Below are 23,485 nucleotides of genomic sequence, written 5' to 3'. Positions count from 1 at the left end.
GTTCTAAATTGCGACATGGCGTTTATTCAAATTTGGACAAAAATATACTTTATTCTCCCTGACACATTCATTTAATATTATTATAGTTTGTTTTTAAAAGCATTTACCTGTCTCAGGCATTGACTGAGTTATTGTAAATAGAATTTATTTCCTTTAACTTTGCAAACCTCATTAGGGTACTTTTATACCATCATTAATTTTTCAACTCCATTTACATGTTTAGTAATTTAAGTCCTTTAGAGATGCTGGTTTATGGCATTGGAGCGATTTTGCTCTTGTTTATTGCCTTGCGATTGGCCAAGTTTTTTTTCCGAATAGTAATCATTGTTGCAATTATTGCAGCAATTTATTATTTTTTGACCAATAAAAACGAAAAAACCAATACTCCGGACAACAACAATACGGTTAGCACCGAAAGTATATTTGGCGATACTGCTATTTCTGTGATGCACAAAAAATGCAATAACGGAACTTCTAAAGATACTAAATGTGTCTGTTTGGTTAATCCTGTTTATACAGACCTGAGAACCAGATATACGGAACTGGGCTTGAAAGAGTTGGAAGATAATAAAGTTTTGATGCTGAATGAAATTCGAAAGAGTTTAAAAAAGACCTACCCGGAAATAGAGTCCTGCCTTAAACAAAGAGGCAGTGAGGGTCTGAAGTTTCTCGATATGCTTCAGTTACCTTAAACCGAAAAAGGGTTAAACTTTTTGGTATCTTTAACAAGTACTAATGTTGTATTTAACTGCATATCAGGTATTCCACAAATGGAATACTTAACTTTTAAAGCTTTTATTTCAAGCGTTAGCCAAAAGGTTTAAAATTGTTTTGCATCGGTTTGTTGATTGTGCAAATCTTAGCCGGCCCTGCTTCAGAAATGCATATCATTTTAACCATAGTTTTATTTATACCTTTGTTGCAACAAATCAGACGATGAACAGACGCTTTGCAGCAAATGTAGCAGTATTGGTATTTGTCAATTTGCTCATAAAGCCTTTATGGATTTTTGGAATAGATCGAACCATACAAAACACGGTAGGTCCTGCGACTTATGGTGCTTATTTTGTTCTGTTTAACTTTTCTTTTTTGTTACAAACCCTGCTTGACTTTGGAATTAATAACTATAACAGTCGTGCAGTAGCACAAAACCACGATTGGATTGAAACTCATTTTTCAGGAATATTGACGGTAAAATTATTTTTAAGTTTAGGTTATCTAATCCTCTGTCTTTTAGGTGCTTGGATTTTAGGTTACAAAAACTTTGACCTGTACCTTCTTTTAATACTTTGTTTCAATCAGATTTTACTGTCATTCATCACCTATTTCCGTTCCAATCTTCAGGGTTTACACCGGTTTCGTTCAGACAGTTTTATGTCTGTACTCGACCGGATTTTGATGATTCTGATCTGTTCCGCAATTTTGTGGGGGGGAGTTTTACCTCCACCATTTAAAATTCAATGGTTTGTGTATGCTCAAACTGCCGGATACTTTTTAACGGCAATGGTAGGAATAGGTTTAGTTGCAGGGCATCTCAAAAAACCTGTATTTAACTTTGACCGGGAATTTTTAACCGGAATTTTGCGGAAAAGCTACCCCTTTGCTTTGATAGGAGTATTGATGAGCATCTATCATCGGATTGATTCGGTGATGCTTGAAAAAATTTTGCCGGAAGAAGGTGCATTTCAGGCAGGTATTTATGCTTCGGCTTACCGGATTTTAGATGCAGCCAATATGATAGGTGTCCTTTTGTCAACTATTTTGTTGCCTATGTTTGCAAGAATGTTGATCAAAAAGGAATCAGTAGAAAAATTAGTCGGATTTGCGTCTAAAGGTTTGTTTTCATTTGCAGCAGCCGGGGCTATTTCTTGTTTTTTCTTTAGGGAATCAATTATGAATTGGTTGTATGCTGATGCTACCCCTTACTATGCATCAGTATTTGGCTGGCTTATTTTGTCATTTATTGCCATTTCTTCTGTATATGTTTTTGGGGCTTTTTTGACCGCCAACAATAATTTATGGCAGATCAATTTAATTGCCCTGGTCAGTGTTGGAATAAATGTAGGATTAAACCTCTTATTGATTCCTCAATTCAAGGCAATAGGTTCCTCCTGGTCAGCTCTGATAACTCAAAGTTTTGCAGCCCTTGCATTTATAATTGTAGCCATCAAAAACCTATCCTTGCCTGTTCGATTCCTTGAAATTTTCAAATGCATTTGTTATTTGCTTTTATGTTCAGGCATATCCATTGCTGCTACCCAGATAAATTTTTTTTCGTGGCAACTCTCCTTTTTGCTGTCTTTTTTCGTCTGTCTGTTAACTGCATGGTTAATTGGTTTATTATCAATCAGAACAACAATGAATTTCTGATACAGGTTAAACGGATTTGCCGGTAGTTTAAGTCAGTATTTACCTATCTTTGCCCTTTATTTTAAATCAGATAAGCATTTTATTAAGCATATATTATGGAAGAACTCATCAGAATACTATATCGTTGGTTAAAACCTATCGGGATAGTCAGCGCTATAGCTGCTGTTATCAGTGCCATCGTTTCCTTATTATTACCTGAATATTTTTTATCTACCGCCATCATCACACCCATCAATCCGCATTTGATGGACAGAACCTCACTGTTCAGTGTTGAAGGTGGAGAAACGCCGGTTTATCTGTTTGGTGGCAAACCTGAACTTAACCGGTTAGTTACTTTATCACAATCCAGAGCTTTAGAATCTCATTTGGTGAACAAGTTCAGACTGTTTGAGCATTATGATATTGATACTACCGATAAATTAAAAGATTATTGGGTAAGCGAAGAATTGCGCAGTCATTTTAAAACCGTAAAAACTCCGGACGGTTTATTAAAAATTGAAGTCATAGACAAAGACCCTGCCTTAGCTGCCCAAATTGCCAACGAGATTGTTACCCAATTGGATACACTCAATAAGCTGGTGATTATGGAAAAAAAATTAGGCTTTACTTCTCTATATGCACGAGAAGCAGAAGTTGCTGAAATACGTCTTGAAACTATGCGCGACAGTCTGATAAGATCTATTGAAAATAACCCAAAAGACACGGTAACCGCCCATGTCTTGGAGCGAATTATCAGAAAAGCAGTAGAAGAGTATAATTCAGCAAATACTATATACAAACAACATCTTTCAGCAATTCATCAGCCATATTCTTCAGTTTATATAATCGAAAGTGCTGTTCCGGCGGTAAAGAGGATTAAGCCTGTCCGGTGGTTAATTGTTGTCAGTGCTACTTTAGTAACCTTGGCCAGTATGATGTTGATGGCTGTTTTTATTGAAAAGTTTAAAGACTTCAATTTTGAAGAGCACCATCAGGAAACATTTTAAACCCTTTTTTACCGGTGTTATGTAAATTAACTCGTCCTCTTTTTGTGGTGTTCCTAATTCTCTAACCCGATATGTCCGGTATCAGTCAGCAGTTTCGAATCAATCCGGCAGGAATATTTTCTGTTTTTGCCGTATTTACCTTAATTTCCGCAATCATGGCCATTGCCGAAAATGCCTGGTATCTTTATGCCCTGCCGATGTCGGTCATCTTCGGACTGTTTGTTGTCAAGTATTTCAGGCAAACCTACCTGTTACTGTGGTTTTTAATACCTCTATCTATAGAGTATGAGTTAAGTAGCAGCCTTGCGACTGATTTACCTACTGAACCTTTTATTGTTTTGCTGATGGGGGCAACAATACTATTTGCACTTGCCAACCCAAACACTATAACACGACAGTTGTTAAATCACCCTGTTACAACTATACTTTGTCTGCATGTAGTCTGGATAGGGATTACAGCTTTTTTTTCCCAACAACTTATCGTTTCGGGAAAGTTTTTTGTTTCAAAAATCTGGTATATCGTTGTTTTTTACTTTCTGACCTCTTTGCTTATCAGGAACGAAAAACAGTTTAAACCTATCTTTTGGTGCGTTGCCATCCCCTTGTGCTTTGTTATCATTCAATCTGTCATCCGGCACGCCATGCTTGATTTTGAGTTTCAGGAAGTCAATAAGACATTAACTCCGTTTTTCAGAAACCATGTCAATTATGCAGTAATGATTGCCGTAGTTTTCCCTATTGCAGTTCATGCAAGAACATGGTATAAAAGTGGGAGTTTAGAGCGGTTGCTGGTTCATCTGATACTTTTTGTCTTTTTGACAGGAATTGTATTTGCTTATACAAGAGCCGCCTACTTGTCTGTTCTGTTAATACCGGTCATCTATTTTATCTTCGCAAAAAGGCTTACGAAATGGATTGCTGCTTTGTCCTTATTTGCCATCTTATTGCTGGGTGTTTTTATGGCAAACGACAACCGGTATCTTTCTTATGCACCTGATTATGAATCGACCATCTATCACGAAGATCTGGAAGACCATATAATTGCCACATTTGAGGGTAAAGATGTCTCTTCCATGGAACGCATATACAGGTGGATAGCGGCTGCAAGAATGTGTGCCGACCGTCCGCTGGTTGGATTTGGACCCGGTAATTTTTATAGCTATTACCGTTATTATACCATTGACAACTTTGAAACTTATGTCAGTGATAATATAGAGCAGTCCGGAGTACACAATTATTTCCTGATGACTCTGGTAGATCAGGGAATAATCGGGCTGGCTTTGTTTTTGGCGTTTTGTCTTTCTGTGCTGATTGCCGGAGAATATCTTTACAGGAGAAGCCCGCCCGAACAAAAAAGATTTGTCATGACCTTGCTGATTTCATTTGCCATCATACTGCTCAATATTACTTTGGGCGATTTGATTGAAGTAGATAAAATCGGCTCCTTCTTTTTTATGATAGCCGCCCTGATTGTCAATTTTTCAATTTCATCTAAAAACAAAGAAGCCAATCTTTCTTTGCCGGAGGAAACAAACCATCCGTAAAAGAAAGATTGGCAATCTTAATATTGTGAATCAGCAGGTTATACAAACGTGCGTGCTTAGTCTTTGTCAACATATTCGACCTGAATAGTTACTTCTGACAAATCGCTTTCAATATCGGCATCAACCAAAATTCGGCCACAGTGTTCGCAAAGAAGGATTTTTTTGCGCTGCCCTATTTCGAGCTGTCTTTGAGGGGGTATAGTTCCGAAACAACCACCACAAGATGCACGGGAAATACGTGCAACGGCTAACCCGTTCTTGTAAGAGTTGCGAATTCGGTTATATGCACTAATCAAACGTTCTTCTATCATTGCGGCAGCCGAATTAGATTTTACCAACAACTCTTCTTCTTCTATCCGGGTTTCTTCAATGGTTTTTTCTAATTCTTCGCGCTTCAAAACCAAATCTTTTTTTCGCATATCAGCTTTTAGGGTAGCTTCGTCAAGTAGTTTTTGATTTTTATCAATCACCTCTTTGGTTTGCTTGATTGTTTTTTTAGCTAACTCAATATCCAATTGCTGGTTTTCAATTTCTTTAGCCAAAGCTTCAAACTCGCGGTTGTTTTTAACATTCATTTGCTGCCCTTCGTAACGGGAAATCAACGTTTGAGATTCCTCTATTTTCAGGTTTGAGGCGCTGATTGCTTCATTCAATTTGTCAATATCTCCTTGCAGGTTGCGGATTCTAAGGTTTAATCCTTCAATTTCATCTTCCATATCCTGAACCTCAACCGGCAACTCCCCTCTTAAAGAACGGATCTCGTCAATTTTGGAGTCGATTTGCTGCAAATGATACAGCGCTCTGAGTTTTTCTTCAACCGTAACTAATTCTTTATTGGTATTACTCATATTTTAAAAGCAAAGCGTTTGAAAGATGATTTAAAAATAAGGTTTGGGAGGTCTGAAACGACTTGAATTACAAATAATAAACCGGATTCGTGTTTATTTGAGTTAAAACGGCCGCAAAGTTAGTAATTTTTTCGGTTAACAAATCTTTTATCAATTCAATGGTAAATTGTTCACTTTCAAAATGCCCTATATCGGCAAGAATCAAGTGATGTTCGGCATCAAAAAACTGATGGTACTTAACATCGGCAGTAACATAAACATCGGCCTTTTGTGCTATTGCATGAGACAGTAGTGAAAACCCTGTACCTCCACAAACAGCCACCGTTTTAATCTGTTTCCCCAAGAGTTTTGTATGCCGGATACAACCGGTTTGCATTGTTGATTTTAAGTGCTTTAAAAATTCAGTTTCTTCCAGTGCCTGAGGCATATCGCCAATCATGCCCAAACCGATCCTAGAATGTGTATTTTCTATAGTATTGATTGTATAATTTAGCACGGAACCTGGAGGCAGGTTGTTAAGTGCTTTCATTATTTCTTTTTCCTGATGAACGGCAAAAACGGTTTCTATTCTGACTAAATCGCCATCGAAACTGCTGTTGTCTGAAAAACCATTCCCTGTGCTCAAAACGGTTTGTTCATACGTAAACCCGGCATCAATCGCTCTTTGAATTGAACCGGAGTTTAACCAGATCAACCTAAGTGCTTCTGCTTGTTCGTGATGACAAACAACGCTCAACTTCTTTAACAGCCCATTTTGAGGAACTAATATGCGGCAATTCTGAAGCCCAATTTTTTCGCAGATTTTTCGGCTGACACCATTTTGTACACTATCCAAATTGGTATGACAGGCATAAATGTTTATATCGTTTCTGATGGCCTTGATTACCGTGCGTTCTACATAATTTTTACCGGTAATTTTCTTTAAACCACCAAATACAATCGGATGATGAGCAATCACTAAGTTACAACCCAACGCAATCGCTTCGTCAATCACTTCCTCGGTCGAATCCAGACAAATCAATGCTTTAACAAAGGGTGCATCAGGGTTTCCGGCAATCAAACCGCTATTGTCATAACTTTCCTGATATCTAAGCGGAGCAATATTTTCTAAAATATTGACAACATCTTTAATGGTCATACTGACGTAATGGGATTCGGGCAACTAATAGAAGTCTTGATAAGGCTATTGTAAATAGTACTTAAAACTGAGCTTGAGCGGGTTATTCCCATACGATTTTTTCATCTTTGTTATACCACAACTGAAAACGCGAACCATACATTTCTTCAATAGGGTTGCGTTTAATTTTCAAAGTCGGGGTAAGCAATGAGTTTTCAACGGTCCATTCCTCTTTAACCACCACCAGAGTTTTGAGGTGTTCATGTTTTTCAAATCTTCCGTTCACCTTTTGAACGGTATCGGTTAAGCTTTCTCCTACCCGGTTTTTCTCGATAGATTTACCCGCTTCAGATAAAACTACCAAGGCAATGGGTTGAGGCAAATTAGCACCAACTACACAGACCTGCTCTACAAATTCGTTTTCGGACAACTCCATTTCGATGGGTGCAGGTGCAACATATTTGCCTTTTTCCGTTTTAAAAATTTCTTTGACCCTTCCTGTAATTTTTAGGAAATTATCTTTCCCGATTATTCCTTTATCCCCTGTTTTGAGGTAATGATTTTCGTCAAAGGTTGCCGCCGTAATTTCGGGTTCTTTGTAATAACCCAACATATTGGCATCACTTTTTACGAGGATTTCGCCAATTTCACTGATTTTAACACTAACATGCGGCATGGGTTGCCCAACATATCCGAACTCAATCCGGTCGGGGCGGGTGAAATGTGAATAGGCACTATTTTCGGTCATGGCATAAACTTCCTGTATCGTAATACCGAGTTTTTGAAACCATTGTAAGAGAGATGCAGGAATAGGGGCAGCTCCGGTAAAGCAAAACTTAGCTTTGGTCAACCCCAGCGACTTTTTTATTTTATTTTTAATCAGGGTAGAAATTACAGGAATAGACAGCAATAGATTGAGCTTTTTCTGTGGCAGCTTTTCCAGAATTTTTTTCTGAAATTTTGTCCAGATACGGGGTACTGCCAGAAAAATTGAAGGCTCGGCAAATTGCAGGTTTTCGGCAAACGTATCTAAAGATTGGGCAAAATACACCTTTGTCCCGAAGTAGATGCTCCCCATTTCGACTAACATCCGCTCTGCAATATGTGAAAGGGGGAGATAAGAAAACAGATGTTTGTCTTTGATATCGCTGATATCAATCACTTTCATGGCGTTGGTAATGGCGTAAGAAAAAGTATAAAAAGAGTGCATCACCCCTTTGGGTTTACCGGTAGTTCCGGAAGTATAGATAATGGTCATCATTTCGTCCAAATCTCGATCTATTTCACCTTGAAGTGGTTCATGTTGTGCAATCAATGTATCCCAGTTGTCAAACTCTTTGTCAGTTTTATACATATCGGGAAAAGAAATGCAATAAACATCCTCGGTTAAACCCGGTTTCATTGCACTCCAGTCGTCTAATTTGCCGACAAACAAGACTTTGGCTTCGCTGTGCTGAAGAATATAATTCAAAGTAGCGGCGGTAATATTGGGATATAGCGGAACAGATATGTGTCCGCTCATCATTATTGCCAAATCAGCCATTAACCAATGTGCACAGTTTTTGGAGACCATGGCAATTTTACTGCCTGAAGGCAGATTAAGTGCCTTTAATGCTGCTGCCATCCGGCGAATTTGATCGGCTGCTTCTTCCCATGTAAAATTTATCCATCTGCCATCAACGGGTTGTTTTAAAAAAACCTCTTTTGGCTTTTGACTTTCCCATTGGTACAACATATACAACGGGGTTTTGAAAACGGATCTGTCCTGCATGATTTGATTGTTTTTTTATAGATAATCCTGATAACAAATAACCAACGTTTGTTCGTGTAAAGGGCTAAGTTAAACATTATACCGAACAGGAAAAAATATTTTAACCTTGAACGCTAAAAAAACAATAAAATTTGTTTTTTACATTCTATGTTATCGCTTTTTACCGGAATAGCCGGGAGGAAGGATACCGGATTTTGTTTTTTGATTTTTCTTTTTCGAAGCCGTTTGTTCGGCATTTGCAGGGCAGCCGCTTCTGTTACAAGACACAGAACCAAACATTAAAAACGCAATTAGCAGGAAAAATACGGATTTTCTGAGCATGAAATTTGAAAAGTTATTTTTGAAAAAGAATCATTCAAACCTGCCTTTCAGGCAATGTTTTTATATAAACGGTAAAACCATGTTTTATTGTTTTGCAAAGCAATTAAAAAAGTCTAAAGCAAATTTTTGAGTAAAGTTAAAAATTCTTTTTCTTCACAGTGGAGCCAATTTTTGTTTGTGAATCCTGAAGCTGTCAATGCTCTATAAAACAGCCTGTAATATTGACGTTTTAACTGTATTGAAGCTATTTGAAAAAAAAATGAACCGAAAAATAGTGAATCTTACAGCACAAGTGCTAATCCTACCCTTTTGCTTTTATGTTAGCCATGCCGATTATGATTCCATTTAAGCTTTGGGAGGAAATCTCAACTTAAATTTTCACTCAGAAATGGAGACTACTAAAATATGATGAAACGCTTTCAAATTCAAAACAGCTAAATTGGAGGGCAATCCATTATTTGATTTCATCCACTTTTTATCGTGCTTTGTTTTTCTGTAAACTCCATCCCACTGACCTGCAAAAAGTATTTCGTGATGATTTAGCACATTGAAAGTATATAAATTTTCAGGCAACCCGTTTTGTTGACTTTCCCAATCCAAACCATAATTGGAGGAAACCAATAACTCATTGTAGCTCATCGCATAAATCCGGTTTTTATCTGAACTGATATGATGCACACTAAGATCAGGGGTCATATTTATCCATGTTTTGTCTGTTTGTTGCCTGTATATTCCCTGATTGGTTGCCAAATAAAAACTTCCGTCAAAAGAAGTTGCCCCATTTACCTGTAAAAAACGCTGTCCAAACTCCAACTGCCAATTTTCACTCGCTTCGTTAAAACAGTAAAAACCGTCATTAGTACAGACATAGAGTTGTTGGTTAAATTCAAAAAAACGTCTGATAGTCAAGTTGGTTAGCCCCGAATTACAATTAGTCCATGACTTACCGAGATTGTTTGTATAAAAAACTCCGGCAAACTGTGTTCCCACAAAAACATCGTTTTCTAAAAATGCCAAAGCCCCTGGATTGGCTTCGATTATTTGTTTTTCAGTGGGTATGTTTTCCCAAAAATTCGTTTTAAAGTTATATTCATAAACCCCGCTCTGTTTTGTTGCCAGACCCAGTTTTTGGTTTGAAACCGCTATACCGTCTAAACCAATTTTATCAGTTTGAGGCAAACCAGAACCGGCATTCACCCAATTTTCCCCGTTGTCTGAAGAAAAAAAGAGGATGCCGGCCTCGGTTTTATCACAAAAGGTGCTGCGTTCAGAATCGTTTTTCTCAATTCGAAACTTGCTGTCTTTCTGCGAACTGCAGGAGTAAAACAAAGAAACAACAAATAAAAAAAAACCTGCCTTAATCATAAGACTTAATGTAAACAGTCTGATTACAGGATTTTAGAAGTTTTTGAATATTCAAAAAAACCATTTACCGTATTCCGTTTTAACCTCTTTGGTTTTTTCATTATATTGCGCATAGCATTGTTGTTTTTGTAAACCGTCAGCACAATATCCGGACGTTTCATCACAACCACAATGTTTTTGATTTTTTCAGCATACTTTTGATCAAGCCATCCGGGAATCAATTTGGCTTGCATCACATAAAAACAAAGTCCTTGTTTGCAGATTTTTATACCGTATTTAATGGTATCTTCAATCATAGACCGGTTGATGCCTCTGTGTGATAAGCGAAGATTTGCATGAGAAGTGAAATATGGACTTGTATTAGAATCTTCTACTAAATCAGGATCATCAAATCTTGGCAAATAATAACTCAGCATCAACCCGTCATCAAAGTTTAGCTCATTTATCATTTTCCTCATTTTTAATTGAATTGGCTTCATAGCTTTACGATTTTTCATCTTGTTTTAATTTATAGTGAATAATTTTATTGTTAACTTTTTTACTTCTCTCTAACTTGCATTTAAAGTGTTTTTACCTCTCACTTTTTTTATTAAGTGAGTGCATTAAATCTTTAAATAAGTTGCATCTCTATTTAGTTCCAATCAAAGGTTTTTTGTTATAAAATATCAACTTAACCTATTGAGTTTAAAACATGCCATTTGACTACATTTTGTTAAATCATAGCATCTCGTTAAAGGCTTTTAACCAATTTTAACCGTATCTTTCCCAAAAAGTATTGAGCCTTTACATGAATACTCTTCAAGCTTGTCTTTTTTGTTTGTTGTTTAGCTTTTTATGTTTACAGTTTACAGGCTGTATTCAACAAGATTCAAATAAAAATGAGCCTTTAATATCACACCCAACCGGTTTATATAAAACCTACCAGTCAAATCTGAATAGTTTTGAAATAAATATCCCGTCAGATTGGGAAATCAATGAATATCCTTCATCAAAAATGCTCAAGGCGATTGTTTCTAAAGACAATTTAACCGCCACCGACAATGAGTATCGCGAAAACCTGAGCATTGAACTGATACCTGTTTCTACCGTTTTTAACCTTTCACCTGCCCAAAATGACAGCATCCCTCCTTTTGATATCAATACTTTTATCCGTTGGTTTTTTGATGACCTTCAACTAAAAACCGGCGATTTTAAAGTAATTGAAATAGGTGAAACCCTGATAAACGGTAAACATGCTGCACAACTGATCTATTCCTATAACCATCCTCAAGAGTTTACAGGCGAGTTAAAAGCCATTTCTTTTCTGTATATCCATAAAAATCAGGTTGTCATCATTACCTGTCTTGAAGAATTGAAAAAATTTCAAAAACAATTAAAAAAGTTTGAATTTATGGCGCAAAGTATCCGGCATGATTATTAGTAAATGTTCACAAACCGGTATTTCCCCCTATTTTCATTATTTTTCATTGCTTAACTTTCCGTCATCAACCGACAATTTGCAATTGCTTGATTTGATTCTATTTTTATGCGTAACAAGTTTCAGAAATCCCTTATCCTGTCTTTAAAGGTAGTCATCACCGGGCTGCTTACCCTCCTTTTAATAGCCATTGAACTTGCACAATTGCAGTATATCCAAAGCCGGAGATATTCCTTTGCAGCTCCGCAGGTATTTTCAGGCGACTCGTTGTATAACCCATATCAATCAATTGACAGTCTTTGGCAAAAGGGCAATCTCCACGCTCATGCCCGTGCCTGGGGAGGAATCACAGATGGCAAACACAATACTACCGAAGCATTGATTGAAAAATACAAACAGATGAACTATTCCGTAATCTGTGTTTCAGACTATCATAGCATCAACCCGCGACAAGCAATCCAGGAACCTTCTTTTATTCCGGTCTATGAACATGGATATAATCTTTTTAAAGCGCATAGACTTGCGATGGGTAGTCATGATGTTTCTTTTTACGACATTACTTTGTTTCCCAACACAAGTGACAAACAATATATCATTAACCGCATAAAACAGCAAAGCCCATATCTGACTATAGCTCATCCGAAATTCGGCGGAGGCCATACTTTTGAAGATCTCGCCCTTTTGAGTGGTTACGAATGTCTGGAAGTGCTCAACCACTACCGCCTTTCGGATAAACATTGGGACACAATTTTATCGGCCGGAAAACCTGTTTGGATTGTTGGAAATGACGATAACCACAACATCAGCAAACCGGATGAAACCGGTACAAAATGGACGATGATTGCCTCCAACACCAACAAAGGAACCGCCATTTTGGAAAACCTGACCAATGGAAAAGCTTATGGTGTGGAAGGAAAGGGAGGGGTAAACGACAATCATCTTCAATTTTTAAAAGTAAATGGTCAAACCCTGTTTCTAAAGCTCGAAAAACCTGCAAAAGAAATTGCATTTATTGGTCAAAACGGAAAAACAAATGCCCTGTTTACCAATACCGACCATGCAAGTTATGCGTTTCTTCCAACTGACACTTATATACGGACCCTTATCACCAACGAACAAACTAAAATGTACCTTAATCCGGTCATCCGATATGATGGAAAAACAAAACCCGAAAATACCATGACGGCAGTATATAATCCGATTAAAACATGGTTGATGCGGTTAAGGGTAGTGGTAACTGCTATACTCTCTTTGGTTGTTTATTATATTTCAGTCAGAAAGCTGTGGTAAGGCTTTATCAGTTTGAGTGTTTATGTATTTGTGTGATTTTTTATAATAAATTAAAAAACTACCGGTCGCTATTTAAAACGATGCAATTCGCTAATCCATAGAGGTTTTGTTAAATAACAGTTCGAAAAATTGTTAATTTAAAACCTAAAAAAGGTAAATTTACTTTTTAAAATTGTCTTTTTATAAGTTCTAACTATGATTGTAAAGATTTAAATTGACATTTTGGGCTTGTAAATTGAAATGTTGGACTTCAAAATTGACATTTTGGTTTTTCTAATTATAATTTAGAAAGGGGGAATTGAAGTTTTGCTTTATAAAATTGCAATTGGAAGGATTTTATTGATGAATTTCTTCAGTAAAAAAGCAATTTCCATCTTTAAAAATGCAATTTTTTTGTTTTTAATTGACATTTTTTTCACCCTCTTGCAGCCATTCTTTTTCAATTCCCAAAATACGGTGGGTTATTTCAGGAGCGCGGTATTTGCTTTTTGATAAATGCCCCTAAATTTTCATTGTTTGGGTTGCCTTTTTTTGATGGGGGCTAAATCTTCACCGGTTACTCTGTTGAGCCGATATCGGGGCGGGCTTTTGTTTGAAACCGCTTTTCAAAAGCAAAGCGTTTAAAGTAAAAATTGTAGAAAAAGACGATTCCGGTTGCAATGAGTTTGGTAATGTATTGATGTTGGGTAAAAAAAGGGTATTGGGTAAGTAGATAAATAATGGTTGTGCCCAATCCAATTCCACCCACCGAAACCAGTACTGACAATAAAAAAGCATGATGCGCTTTTCGTTGAAGCGAGAATACCATTTTTTTGTGCAACAAAAAATTGACCAACATCCCGCAAAAACTCGAAACGATATTAGAAGGTACGGGTGCAAAGAGAAAAAAAAGGGTAAAGAGCAGATACAACAAGTAATCTGTCAAAGTAGCAATGAACGAAGCAAGGGCAAATTTTAACTTCTGCTCATATAAGGTGTAAACTTTTTTTATCCATTGCTGCATAAAGACACTTGATTTGACCAATTGAGATTAGTCAATTTAAGCGCAAAGTTAGCGAATTTTGAACGAGTCGAATCACAGAAAAAGCGAAGAACAGTCAAAAGTGGCGTTTGGAAAATTTAAATCCGAATAAAAGGGGTCTGTTAGTTTTCACTCTTTGGAGGTAATTTCCGCCATTTGTTGTCTATAAGTGAGAAAGTAAACATCCCTCGTCCATAAGTGGCGGCAATCAGAAGGCGGTCTTTTTCATGCAGGCATAAATCTGTTACCGGAACCGGTGGAAGGTTATCGCCCAACATATACCAGTTGGTTTCTTTGCATGTTTTTACAAATACTCCCGTATCAGTAGCGACAAAAACCGTAGCAGTATCTGTCGGATCAACAATGATATCATTCACCGGTGTTTGAGGCAGGTTTTCTGAAATATTAGTCCATGTTAAACCGGCATTCACCGATTTATATAAAAACGGTAGATAAACGGTGTTTCTAAAACCCGAAAAAGCCACATAAACCGTTTGTTCCTGGTCTGGATTAACGGCAATGCTGCTCACCCATTGTAAGGGTAAGCCCACCGAAATATCTTTCCAGTTCTGACAGTTATTTGCTGAAAGCCACAAATTTCCGTCATCGGTTCCTGCATAAACCATTTGGTTGTCGGAAGTTGCGACTGCAATAGCGCTAACTGCACCATAGACGAGATTGTTGTTTACCCCGTTCTTGGTTAATACAGGACTCACCGGAAACCAATTCGCCGCTTTGTCCAAAGATTTATATAACCGATTGGCACCATAGTATAAGATATGCGATTGAACAGGATCAATAACAAAAGGTGTATGCCAGATTTTTCGGTCAGACATACTAATTCCATCTGTGGCATCCCGAAACTTATTACCGCCATCTTCAGACTTGAGGAGGTTTCCGTACTGATAAGCTGCATAAATCGTTTCTGGGTTTTGAGGGTCTGTTAACACCCCAAAACCGTCTCCTTCAATCAAAATTTCCCACTCGTTGTCTAAACTGTTTACCAAACGCATAATTCCGTTATCCTGAGTGCCTCCGTATAGTATTCGCGAATTAGTGAGGTCAGCTTCGCAGGTATAAAACTGAATTACCGGAGGCCCCGGCAAAGATTCCCACAAATCTCCGCCGTTTTTAGAAATACAAACCCCTCCATCGTTTCCAAGTAGAATCAGTTGCGGGTTTAGGGGATGTATATACAAAGCATGTTGATCTACATGAACGGCTTTGGTCGAAATGTTTTGCCAGGTTTTTCCTCCGTTTTCAGTCCGGTATAAGTCAAGACCAAGGGCAAAAACAAGATCAGGATTTTGGGGATCAACGCGTATTGCACCAAACCACCAACCATAATTTTCATAGATGTTTTTCAATGGGCGGTCATTCACCCTTTTCCATTGATTGCCAGAATCATCCGTTCTAAAAATTCCCTGAAAATATCCCTGTTCATCGGCAAAAACAGCATATAAAATTTCGGGATTTGAAGCCGAAACAGAAATACCTATTCTTCCGAGATCAGCCTGTGGCAATCCGTTTGTGAGTTTTTGCCAGGAAATGCCGGCATCCATCGAACGGTAGATACCACAGTTTTTCCCTCCATATTTCCGAAAATCCGGTCTTCTTACCCGCTCCCACATCACCGCAAAAACAAGGTCCGGATTGTTGGGATGAACAACCACATCCACACATCCCGTTGTTTCAGAAATAAACAGCGTTTTCACCCAGGTTTTACCTCCGTCTTTGCTTTTATAGAGTCCTCGTTCCTGATTGTTTTTAAACAAATTTCCCATCGCAGCCGCAAAAATCTGTTCCGGCCGATTGGGGTGAACAGCAATCCGGGCTATACTTCCTGTTTTGCCGAGTCCTATATTTTCCCAACTCATTCCCCCATCTGTACTTTTGTACATGCCTGTTCCATCATAGGTTACAGACCCTCCTCCTCCATTTGCTTCGCCGGTGCCGACATAAATAACATCAGGCTGATGAGGATCTATTGCGATTGACCCGATTGAAAGGCTGAGCTGTTGGTCAAAAACAGGGATCCAAGTTTTCCCAAAATCAACCGATTTAAAAACACCTCCGGTAGCCGAAGCAGCGTAAATGATATTCGTATCAATTGGATGCATGACTACATCGGTGATACGGCCACTGATATTTGACGGGCCTGCAAATTTCCACTTTCCCTGACCGGTGGCAGCTCCTTTTGATAAGGTTGAACGGGCTATTTGTGTTTGAATCAAAGCCTGATGATGTGTTTCCGAAAAATTGCTCATACGTGCAAACTGAGCAGGAGTTGGCTCTGCACTTTCTTTACCTTCTTCTGCATAATTGTCTGGCCGGTTTTCAAAATTGCGGCAAGGTGCAATAAGCATTAAAGCAGACAAAAGCATCGTGAAAATCCAGGTTTCAACAGCGTTGGTGAAAGGGACTATGCTTCTGCCGGTCTTTTTGAAATCCATCATAATCATTAATTCTTTAAACAATTTTTAAAGTAACGCTGAATTGTGTATTAGTTTAAACAGCATCCATTTTTGCCCGATACTTTTAGCTTAAAATGATGAGCTAAATAATCACCATGTTCTGAAAAGTCAATAACGTAAAAAGTCTGTACAAAATATAACGTTAACCGGTTAAGGAACTATTCAAAAATCCGGGATGCTCTTTGTAGGAACATTTGAACCGTTGTATTTACCCAATGAAATCAAAATAAAATTCAGTGTTTACTAACTGATTCACCACTTTTTAAAATAAATTTTACTCAATTCAAAGATAAAAAATGTCATTGGCAACGCAATGCGTTGGATTTGCGACTTAAAGGCAGGAAAAACTTTGCATCTCTTACAGATTATACGTAATTTTAGCCTCACAAACCGGTAAAATTAAAATTTCAATTCATTTAATTTGGTGATTTATGAAAAAACATCTACTCCTGATTATAATCTTTGCCCTTACCATTCTTTCTGTTTTGCCCTCACAAGCCCAACCTGACCCTTGTTTGGGTTCAACCAATCCACTCACTGTTGCCGTTCAGGCTGGAAATGATGGTTGTGCCTGTAATGGGTTTGCTCAAATTTTTGTAACAGGAGGCACTGCCCCTTATGTATATGTTTTTAACGGCTTTAACATGTCTGAGCCTTTTATTACGGGGCTATGTCCGGGCACCTATTATCTTACGGTAATAGATGCCAATGGTTGTGAGGCAATCGCTACCTTTACTATTGTTGGTGGTATAGACATTACTACAATTGTTCTAATTCCAACTCAACCGGATTGCGGATTAAACAATGGTGCTATTACAACTGCTGTTACCGGCGGAGGTACAGGAGGTTATACTTTTCTATGGAGTAACGGTGCAACTACAATGAATCTTTCCAATTTACAGCCCGGCACTTATTGTGTTACAGTATCCGATGCTATGGGTTGCACAGTGTCAGAATGTACGGTTTTACAATCCAACCTCTCTGTTGAATATGAACCGGCCACCTGCGGTTTGTGCAACGGCAGCATTGAGTTTTCAGACAGCAGTTTATATATTGTCAACGGTCCGGCCGGAGCTACTCAAACCTACCAAGGACCGGCAATAATTAACGGCTTGTGTCCGGGATTTTTTATGATTTACAATACTCCCGGAGGCTGCCAAACAATGGTTGAACTGATTAATATAGACTTGCCGTTTACGGCCGATGCAAACTTTAACACCTCAATTGGCAATGATGATATATTATATGCCTGTATAGGCCAACCCATTCAGTTTATTGCCCCTGATGGAAACCTGACCGTATTCTGGAATTTTGGCGAACCCACTTCGCTTACCAACACTTCTAACTTGCCAAACACCTCTTATACTTATCAAAACACCGGTACTTATGAGGTAACATTAATAACACAGGGCTGTACCGATGCCGATACCCTTCAACGCACCATTATCATCGAACAGGGAATTGCCCCCCCGATTGAATGTGCATCCTTGGTTTGCCCCGGTCAGGAACAAGTGTACAATACTTCCGTAGTCTGCGACACTTATAACTGGACAGTTTCCGGCGGCACCATAACAGGCGGACAGAATACTGCTGAAATTACCGTTGTCTGGAACGACGTGGCAATGGGGACGGTGGAACTTACGGTTGGCGATTGCGATGGCAGTACTATTTGCAACCCTATTGGCAGTATTCAGGTGCCAATTGTCAGCAACAATATCCCAATCAATGGACCGGATGTAGTTTGCGCCAATACAAATGCGCTGTACAGTGTTCCTCAATATGGAGGTGTTCAGTATAACTGGAGCATCAATCCTCCTTCATCGGGTGTGATATTATGGCAACAGTACAACCAGGTTGGAGTTCACTGGAATAATACAGACGGGGTTATTTCAGTCAGTTTAAACAGCAGTCTGGCAGCATGTGCTGCTGTAAATTTGTTGCCTATCGAGGTCAATCAGACTTATTCCATCGTTGGCAGTGATATTGTCTGTCGTGGTTCAGAAGTTACTTACAGCACTTCGGCAGGTTTACACAACTGGTCAGTTACCGGTAATGCCACTATTGTCAGTGGTGGAACAAACAGCAACCTCGTTACGATACAGGTGGGATTAGGTGCTTCGGGATTTTCTGTCAGTGCTACACCTACCGACATCACCCAATATTGCGATTATCCACAAACTTTAGCAGTTGATATAGGCGATCAACCTGCTCCCCCGTTGATTGTAAGTTCGGGTTATGTATGCCCCGGAAGCGCATATACCTATAATATTGCATCCCCTGCTTCAGATGTGAGTTATTTCTGGACGGTAACCGGTGGAACACCTGCATCCGGCAGTGGAACCTCTCTAAGCATCACCTGGTCTGTTGGCAGCCCTACCTACAATTTGTTTGTTACTGCTCAAAGCAATTCGTCACCATTTTGTACTTCTTCATTAGGCACCAATATCCCCCCATTAAACGACCTTGTGATCATCGGAGACGACGACCTTTGTTCGGGCGATAAAGCTTTATATTCTGCACAACCCTATTTACCCGATTTAACTTATGACTGGGAAATTAACCCGCCGCTTGCCGGAAGTATAGTAGCCGGACAGGGCACTTATAATATCGAAGTTCAATGGAACGCAGATTATCCTTTTGCCACCCTCTCTGTCAGTGCTTGCAATATCAGCCAAAGTTTATTGATAGCCGTTCATCAGCCTCCTGTTTCATCAATTTCCACTTCCGGAAATCTTTGTGCCGGCAGCAGCATAGAATTAACGGTCATCCCTGCGGGTTTTGTTGCCTACGAGTGGGGAGATGGCACTTTGGGCAATAGTTTTACTGCGAGCAACGGCGGAAGTTATGTAGTAAATGTTACAGATGCCAATGGTTGTACCTCCAATTCTTCCATCCATATTCATCAATACCCTCTTCCGGAAGCGGCAATTTCGGCACAAGGGCTGAACACTATTTGTTCCGATGCCCCAACCAATGTTAATATTAGTGCCTTGGTTGGAGATGGTTATAGTTACCAATGGTTTGAAAATGGGGCTTCTTTTGGCGGCAGCGTTTCTACGATAACACATACCGGAAGCGCAGCCGTTGCAAATTTTACCTATTCCGTACAGGTAACTGATGCCAACGGCTGCCAGAATACTTCCAATGTTTTAACCATCATTCAGGACATCTGCAATTTTGATCCGGGATCATGTCCGGGCGGAACTTGCCCTTTGCCGGGTGGAGGCGGGGGCGGCGGAGGTACTTGTGTTGCCCTGCCCGGAACAGTTATCGGTAACCAACCTGTTACCCCACATTGTTTTGATGTAACATTTCAAAATACGTCAGTAGGTGGTTTGAGCTATGTCTGGGATTTTGGCGATGGAAGCCCGTTGATCATGTCCCCGGACGAAAGCCCGCAAACACATACTTTTAGCGAGCCCGGATTTTATGTGGTAAAAATTACCGGAACTTTTCCCAATGCAAATCCCGTTCCTGTTACCTGCAATTATATGAGCTATTCGGTGGTAGAAATTCCCCTTAAAGCCGATTTTGACCATATCATTCCCTGCATCAACAGTGCTACTCAATTTACAGACCGTTCCCGACATTCTACCGGCACAACCATTACCTCCTGGAACTGGGATTTTGGAGATGGATTCAGCAGTACAGATACCAACCCTTCTCATACATATACGGTGTCCGGAGATTATGACGTAACTCTGACTGTAGGAGATGGAAGTTGCACTTCTACCATCGTTAAAACAATTACCATCTTCGATTTACCGGATGCCGGATTTAATATCCCCCTTCAGATTTGTCAGGCTGAAGCTGCTGTTTTTGTTCCGGAAATAAATCCGGCTGCCATTCAATGGGATTGGGATTTTGGAAACGGTGCTAATGTCAGTACGCAACAGCCGGAACAAAGCTATCTGCTTGATGGCAACTATACCGTTTCCCTTACAGTAACCGATAACCGCGGTTGTGTAAATTCGGAAAGCCAACCCATTACCGTACTTCCTGTAGGAAACGGAAACATCGGATATTCGACCCTCAATGCCTGTGAAGGACAAAGCATTACCCTTACAGCCCCTGCCGGCACCGACTACCTGTGGACCGACAACTCAACCGGAAGCACCATGAATGCCACTCAAACAGGAAGCTATACGGTTACTGTTACACAAGCAAACGGTTGTACTTTCAGCGCATTACCCGTTCAGTTAAACTTTGCACCTTCTCCTCCTGCCAATATTACTCCTGCTGATTCACCCGTTAATCTTTGTCCTGGAAACAGCATCACCCTGAATGCCAATGCAGGAACCAATTATGCTTATTCATGGAGTACCGGCCAAAGCTTGTCAGGCATTACCCTTCAACATGCTGACATACCACCGTCAGGACTTACCGTATTTGTAACCGTAACTGATGCACAAACCGGCTGTTTGAACGTTTCAACGCCAATAATCGTCAATGCGGTAAACCTCGCACCTCCGACTATTAACCCTAATCAACCTGCAGCCCTTCAGCTTTGTGAAGGTGAAAGTCTTGTTCTCAACGCTACTCACCCCACTTTGAGCAACTTTAGCTGGAACAACGGGGAAGCCGGTAGTAATATCACCGTTTCGGCTGCCGGAAATTATGCCGTAATGGTAACAGATGCCAATGGATGTACCAATGCAACAAACGTAACTGTTGGCGTTAACAGCGGTGGTGATATGGCCGCTATTCCGGTAGGTTGTTACGAATATTGTGAACTCGAACCTTTCTTTGTTCCAAATATTTATGCAGGTTATCAATGGTTGTTGGATGGCGCTCCTATTGCCGGAGCAAATTCAAATGAATTCGTTCCTCCTCAAACAGGTGATTATCAGTTGCAGATAACGACGGTTTGGGGATGTCAGGACACTTCAGACCTGTTAAGCCTCAACCTGATTGATTGTCTGGAATGTTTGGTTACCTCATCTTTTACCTATTCCCTATCCTGTTCAACAGTTCAACTTCAGGCAAACGCTACCGGCAATGGAACTTTATCCTACTCATGGGATTTTGGTGATACCACCACAGATACCGGCAATCTTGTGTCACACAGTTATGTGGGTTCAGGTACATATACCGTTTGTCTGACCGTTGAAAATCTCGCCCCTGACAATGACACCTGTACAGAAACCTATTGCGAAGACATCATCATTAACGGGGCAGATTTGTTGAGCATTTCAACAGATAGTTTGCAGGATACAGACTGTGGTGAAACAAACGGCAGTATCAGCATCACTGTTACCGGCAACAATCCTCCTTTTACGTATGAATGGTCTGATTTGTTTAATGGTGAAGACCGCATCAATCTGGGTGCAGGAATTTACGACCTCACTGTAACTGATTCAGGAGGATGTGAAACGTTTGAGACCTTTACCATTACTGAATTGCAGATGGAAACTCCGGTGCTGAATTGTCAGACTTCTGAACTGACACAAATCATTGTTGGCTGGAACATTATAACCAATGCAACGGGCTACGAAATCAGCATTAACGGCAACCTTCCCATACTGCTACCGCAAGGCATTAACTCCCATACATTTACCGGCTTGTTGCCCGGTCAAAGCTATACCATTTCGTTAGTTGCCATTGCTCCTTCACCCTGTATCAACAGCCTTCCATCTTCGGTTGTCTGCAATACCCTTCCTGATCCCTGCCTGACCACGGTATTTACCATAACCGCTCAAATCACACCGGAAACCTGTGGTCAAACAGACGGAGCCATAGATCTTAGCGTAAGCGGAGGGGCAGAACCTTATCAGTTTTTATGGTCAACCAATGATACAAACGAAGATTTGACGTTAATAACCTCGGGGCTTTATTCTGTTACCATCACAGACAATAACGGATGTTCAGACACTGCCGGCTTTACAGTTGATTGCAATCCCTTACCAGACCCATGTCTGACCACTGTTTTTTCTGTCACCTCTCAAACCACAACAGCCACCTGCGGACAAGCAGACGGGGCAATTGATTTGAATGTTGGCGGAGGAGCGGAACCTTATCAGTTCCTGTGGTCAAATACTGAAACTACGGAGGACCTGGCATTGGTAACTTCGGGCAGTTATTTTGTAACAATTACAGATAACAATGGTTGTACGGCTACTGCCAATGCAGAAGTAACTGCCTTTTTACCTGCTCCCGAATTGTTCTGTTATAATGCCACAGATACAGAACTTACGGTCAACTGGAGTTTGATTGCCGATGCTTCAGGATATAATATAAGTATCAACGGGGAAACACCGGTTTACCTGTCCCCCGATGTATCAGAATATACTTTCACCGGACTTTTACCCGACGAAAATTATACCATCTCATTAGTAGCTTTGGCTTCTTTTGTTTGTGATGACAGTGAGGCATCTTCTGTGAGTTGCACAACAGAAATACCCCTTTGCGATCCCGATTTTATAGGGGTAATGATTTCAGTCAGTGATACGCTTATTCAGCTTGGTGAAGAAGTACAATTAAGTGCAGTTACCGGCGGATTTTATGGCATACTGATATTTGAATGGGCTGCCAATGACTTCGTGCTTTCCTGTACAGATAGCACCTGCACACATCAACCGGAATTTGTAACCACTTATACAGTTACCGTTACAGATGAGTACGGTTGTTCTGCTTCTGCAAGTATTGTGATAGATGTGCGAATGCCCAATAAAGTATTGATCCCCAATGCTTTTACCCCTAATACTGATCCTATAAACAGCATTTTCCGGGTAGCAGGGTTTAATATTGACACCTATCAGTTGAGTGTGTGGAACAGATGGGGGCAAAAAGTATATGACTCCGGTTTTACCAACGATATAAGCATTGGATGGGATGGACTCCATAACGGAAAAGAATCGGAACTCGGGGTGTATGTATATATGGCTAATGTTCGCTACACTGATGGAACCGAAGAAAAACTGAAAGGGAATGTTACGTTAATCCGGTAATAATATGCATCCCT

At 39.8% G+C, this 23,485-nt stretch carries 14 protein-coding genes; 7 read left to right on the top strand and 7 right to left on the bottom strand.

The features are described from left to right. Positions 1 to 215 precede the first annotated feature (215 nt). From IPM47_09075 to IPM47_09060, 4 genes are all read left to right on the top strand, one after another. The gene (locus IPM47_09075) at positions 216 to 692 is read left to right on the top strand and encodes a hypothetical protein (protein ID QQS31049.1); all 477 of its coding nucleotides are present in this window, start codon (positions 216 to 218) and stop codon (positions 690 to 692) included. A gap of 244 nt (positions 693 to 936) precedes the next feature. After that, on the top strand, positions 937 to 2,370 hold the full coding sequence (locus IPM47_09070; protein ID QQS31048.1) for an oligosaccharide flippase family protein: 1,434 nt from the start codon (positions 937 to 939) through the stop codon (positions 2,368 to 2,370). Positions 2,371 to 2,465: 95 nt separating this feature from the next. Next, positions 2,466 to 3,356: a hypothetical protein gene (locus IPM47_09065; protein ID QQS31047.1), complete on the top strand. Its 891-nt coding sequence runs from the start codon at positions 2,466 to 2,468 to the stop codon at positions 3,354 to 3,356. 71 nt (positions 3,357 to 3,427) lie between these two features. Further along, complete coding sequence (locus tag IPM47_09060) at positions 3,428 to 4,900, top strand: O-antigen ligase family protein (protein QQS31046.1); 1,473 nt, start codon at positions 3,428 to 3,430, stop codon at positions 4,898 to 4,900. A 56-nt stretch (positions 4,901 to 4,956) separates the two neighbouring features. Here the strand turns inward: IPM47_09060 and IPM47_09055 are convergent, their stop codons facing one another. The 5 genes from IPM47_09055 to IPM47_09035 form a co-directional block, all read right to left on the bottom strand. Then, a complete protein-coding gene (locus IPM47_09055; GenBank protein ID QQS31045.1) occupies positions 4,957 to 5,748 on the bottom strand; it encodes a hypothetical protein in 792 nt (263 codons plus the stop codon). A 67-nt stretch (positions 5,749 to 5,815) separates the two neighbouring features. Further along, a complete protein-coding gene (locus IPM47_09050) occupies positions 5,816 to 6,886 on the bottom strand; it encodes a Nif3-like dinuclear metal center hexameric protein (protein ID QQS31044.1) in 1,071 nt (356 codons plus the stop codon). 82 nt (positions 6,887 to 6,968) lie between these two features. After that, positions 6,969 to 8,636, bottom strand: coding sequence for an AMP-binding protein (locus tag IPM47_09045; protein QQS31043.1), 1,668 nt, complete (start codon positions 8,634 to 8,636; stop codon positions 6,969 to 6,971). A gap of 699 nt (positions 8,637 to 9,335) precedes the next feature. Beyond that, positions 9,336 to 10,322: a hypothetical protein gene (locus IPM47_09040; GenBank protein QQS31042.1), complete on the bottom strand. Its 987-nt coding sequence runs from the start codon at positions 10,320 to 10,322 to the stop codon at positions 9,336 to 9,338. 23 nt (positions 10,323 to 10,345) lie between these two features. Beyond that, positions 10,346 to 10,801: a DUF4258 domain-containing protein gene (locus IPM47_09035; protein QQS31041.1), complete on the bottom strand. Its 456-nt coding sequence runs from the start codon at positions 10,799 to 10,801 to the stop codon at positions 10,346 to 10,348. 308 nt (positions 10,802 to 11,109) lie between these two features. Here IPM47_09035 and IPM47_09030 point away from each other — a divergent pair, with 308 nt between their 5' ends. After that, a complete protein-coding gene (locus IPM47_09030; protein QQS31040.1) occupies positions 11,110 to 11,742 on the top strand; it encodes a hypothetical protein in 633 nt (210 codons plus the stop codon). A gap of 105 nt (positions 11,743 to 11,847) precedes the next feature. Continuing rightward, positions 11,848 to 13,029, top strand: a complete 1,182-nt coding sequence (locus tag IPM47_09025; protein ID QQS31039.1) for a hypothetical protein — start codon at positions 11,848 to 11,850, stop codon at positions 13,027 to 13,029. A gap of 556 nt (positions 13,030 to 13,585) precedes the next feature. Here IPM47_09025 and IPM47_09020 read toward each other — a convergent pair. Together IPM47_09020 and IPM47_09015 are read right to left on the bottom strand one after the other, a co-directional pair. Beyond that, positions 13,586 to 14,032, bottom strand: coding sequence for a GtrA family protein (locus IPM47_09020; GenBank protein ID QQS31038.1), 447 nt, complete (start codon positions 14,030 to 14,032; stop codon positions 13,586 to 13,588). A gap of 140 nt (positions 14,033 to 14,172) precedes the next feature. Further along, a complete protein-coding gene (locus IPM47_09015; protein ID QQS31037.1) occupies positions 14,173 to 16,527 on the bottom strand; it encodes a glycosyl hydrolase in 2,355 nt (784 codons plus the stop codon). Positions 16,528 to 16,955: 428 nt separating this feature from the next. Here IPM47_09015 and IPM47_09010 point away from each other — a divergent pair, with 428 nt between their 5' ends. Continuing rightward, positions 16,956 to 23,471, top strand: coding sequence for a PKD domain-containing protein (locus IPM47_09010; protein QQS31036.1), 6,516 nt, complete (start codon positions 16,956 to 16,958; stop codon positions 23,469 to 23,471). The last annotated feature ends 14 nt before the right edge of the window (positions 23,472 to 23,485 follow it).

This window comes from Sphingobacteriales bacterium (assembly GCA_016700115.1).
Lineage (GTDB): Bacteria > Bacteroidota > Bacteroidia > Chitinophagales > UBA2359 > UBA2359.
The sequence above is the reverse complement of the archived record's forward strand: the minus strand, read 5'-3'. Positions and strand labels throughout refer to the sequence as shown.

What these genes read in the sequence shown, in the direction of transcription:
- IPM47_09075 (QQS31049.1), top strand. Translation starts at nt 216, where the DNA reads ATGTTTAGTAATTTAAGTCCTTTAGAGATGCTGGTTTATGGCATTGGA.
- IPM47_09070 (QQS31048.1), top strand. Translation starts at nt 937, where the DNA reads ATGAACAGACGCTTTGCAGCAAATGTAGCAGTATTGGTATTTGTCAAT.
- IPM47_09065 (QQS31047.1), top strand. Translation starts at nt 2,466, where the DNA reads ATGGAAGAACTCATCAGAATACTATATCGTTGGTTAAAACCTATCGGG.
- IPM47_09060 (QQS31046.1), top strand. Translation starts at nt 3,428, where the DNA reads ATGTCCGGTATCAGTCAGCAGTTTCGAATCAATCCGGCAGGAATATTT.
- IPM47_09055 (QQS31045.1), bottom strand. Translation starts at nt 5,748, where the DNA reads ATGAGTAATACCAATAAAGAATTAGTTACGGTTGAAGAAAAACTCAGA.
- IPM47_09050 (QQS31044.1), bottom strand. Translation starts at nt 6,886, where the DNA reads ATGACCATTAAAGATGTTGTCAATATTTTAGAAAATATTGCTCCGCTT.
- IPM47_09045 (QQS31043.1), bottom strand. Translation starts at nt 8,636, where the DNA reads ATGCAGGACAGATCCGTTTTCAAAACCCCGTTGTATATGTTGTACCAA.
- IPM47_09040 (QQS31042.1), bottom strand. Translation starts at nt 10,322, where the DNA reads ATGATTAAGGCAGGTTTTTTTTTATTTGTTGTTTCTTTGTTTTACTCC.
- IPM47_09035 (QQS31041.1), bottom strand. Translation starts at nt 10,801, where the DNA reads ATGAAGCCAATTCAATTAAAAATGAGGAAAATGATAAATGAGCTAAAC.
- IPM47_09030 (QQS31040.1), top strand. Translation starts at nt 11,110, where the DNA reads ATGAATACTCTTCAAGCTTGTCTTTTTTGTTTGTTGTTTAGCTTTTTA.
- IPM47_09025 (QQS31039.1), top strand. Translation starts at nt 11,848, where the DNA reads ATGCGTAACAAGTTTCAGAAATCCCTTATCCTGTCTTTAAAGGTAGTC.
- IPM47_09020 (QQS31038.1), bottom strand. Translation starts at nt 14,032, where the DNA reads ATGCAGCAATGGATAAAAAAAGTTTACACCTTATATGAGCAGAAGTTA.
- IPM47_09010 (QQS31036.1), top strand. Translation starts at nt 16,956, where the DNA reads ATGAAAAAACATCTACTCCTGATTATAATCTTTGCCCTTACCATTCTT.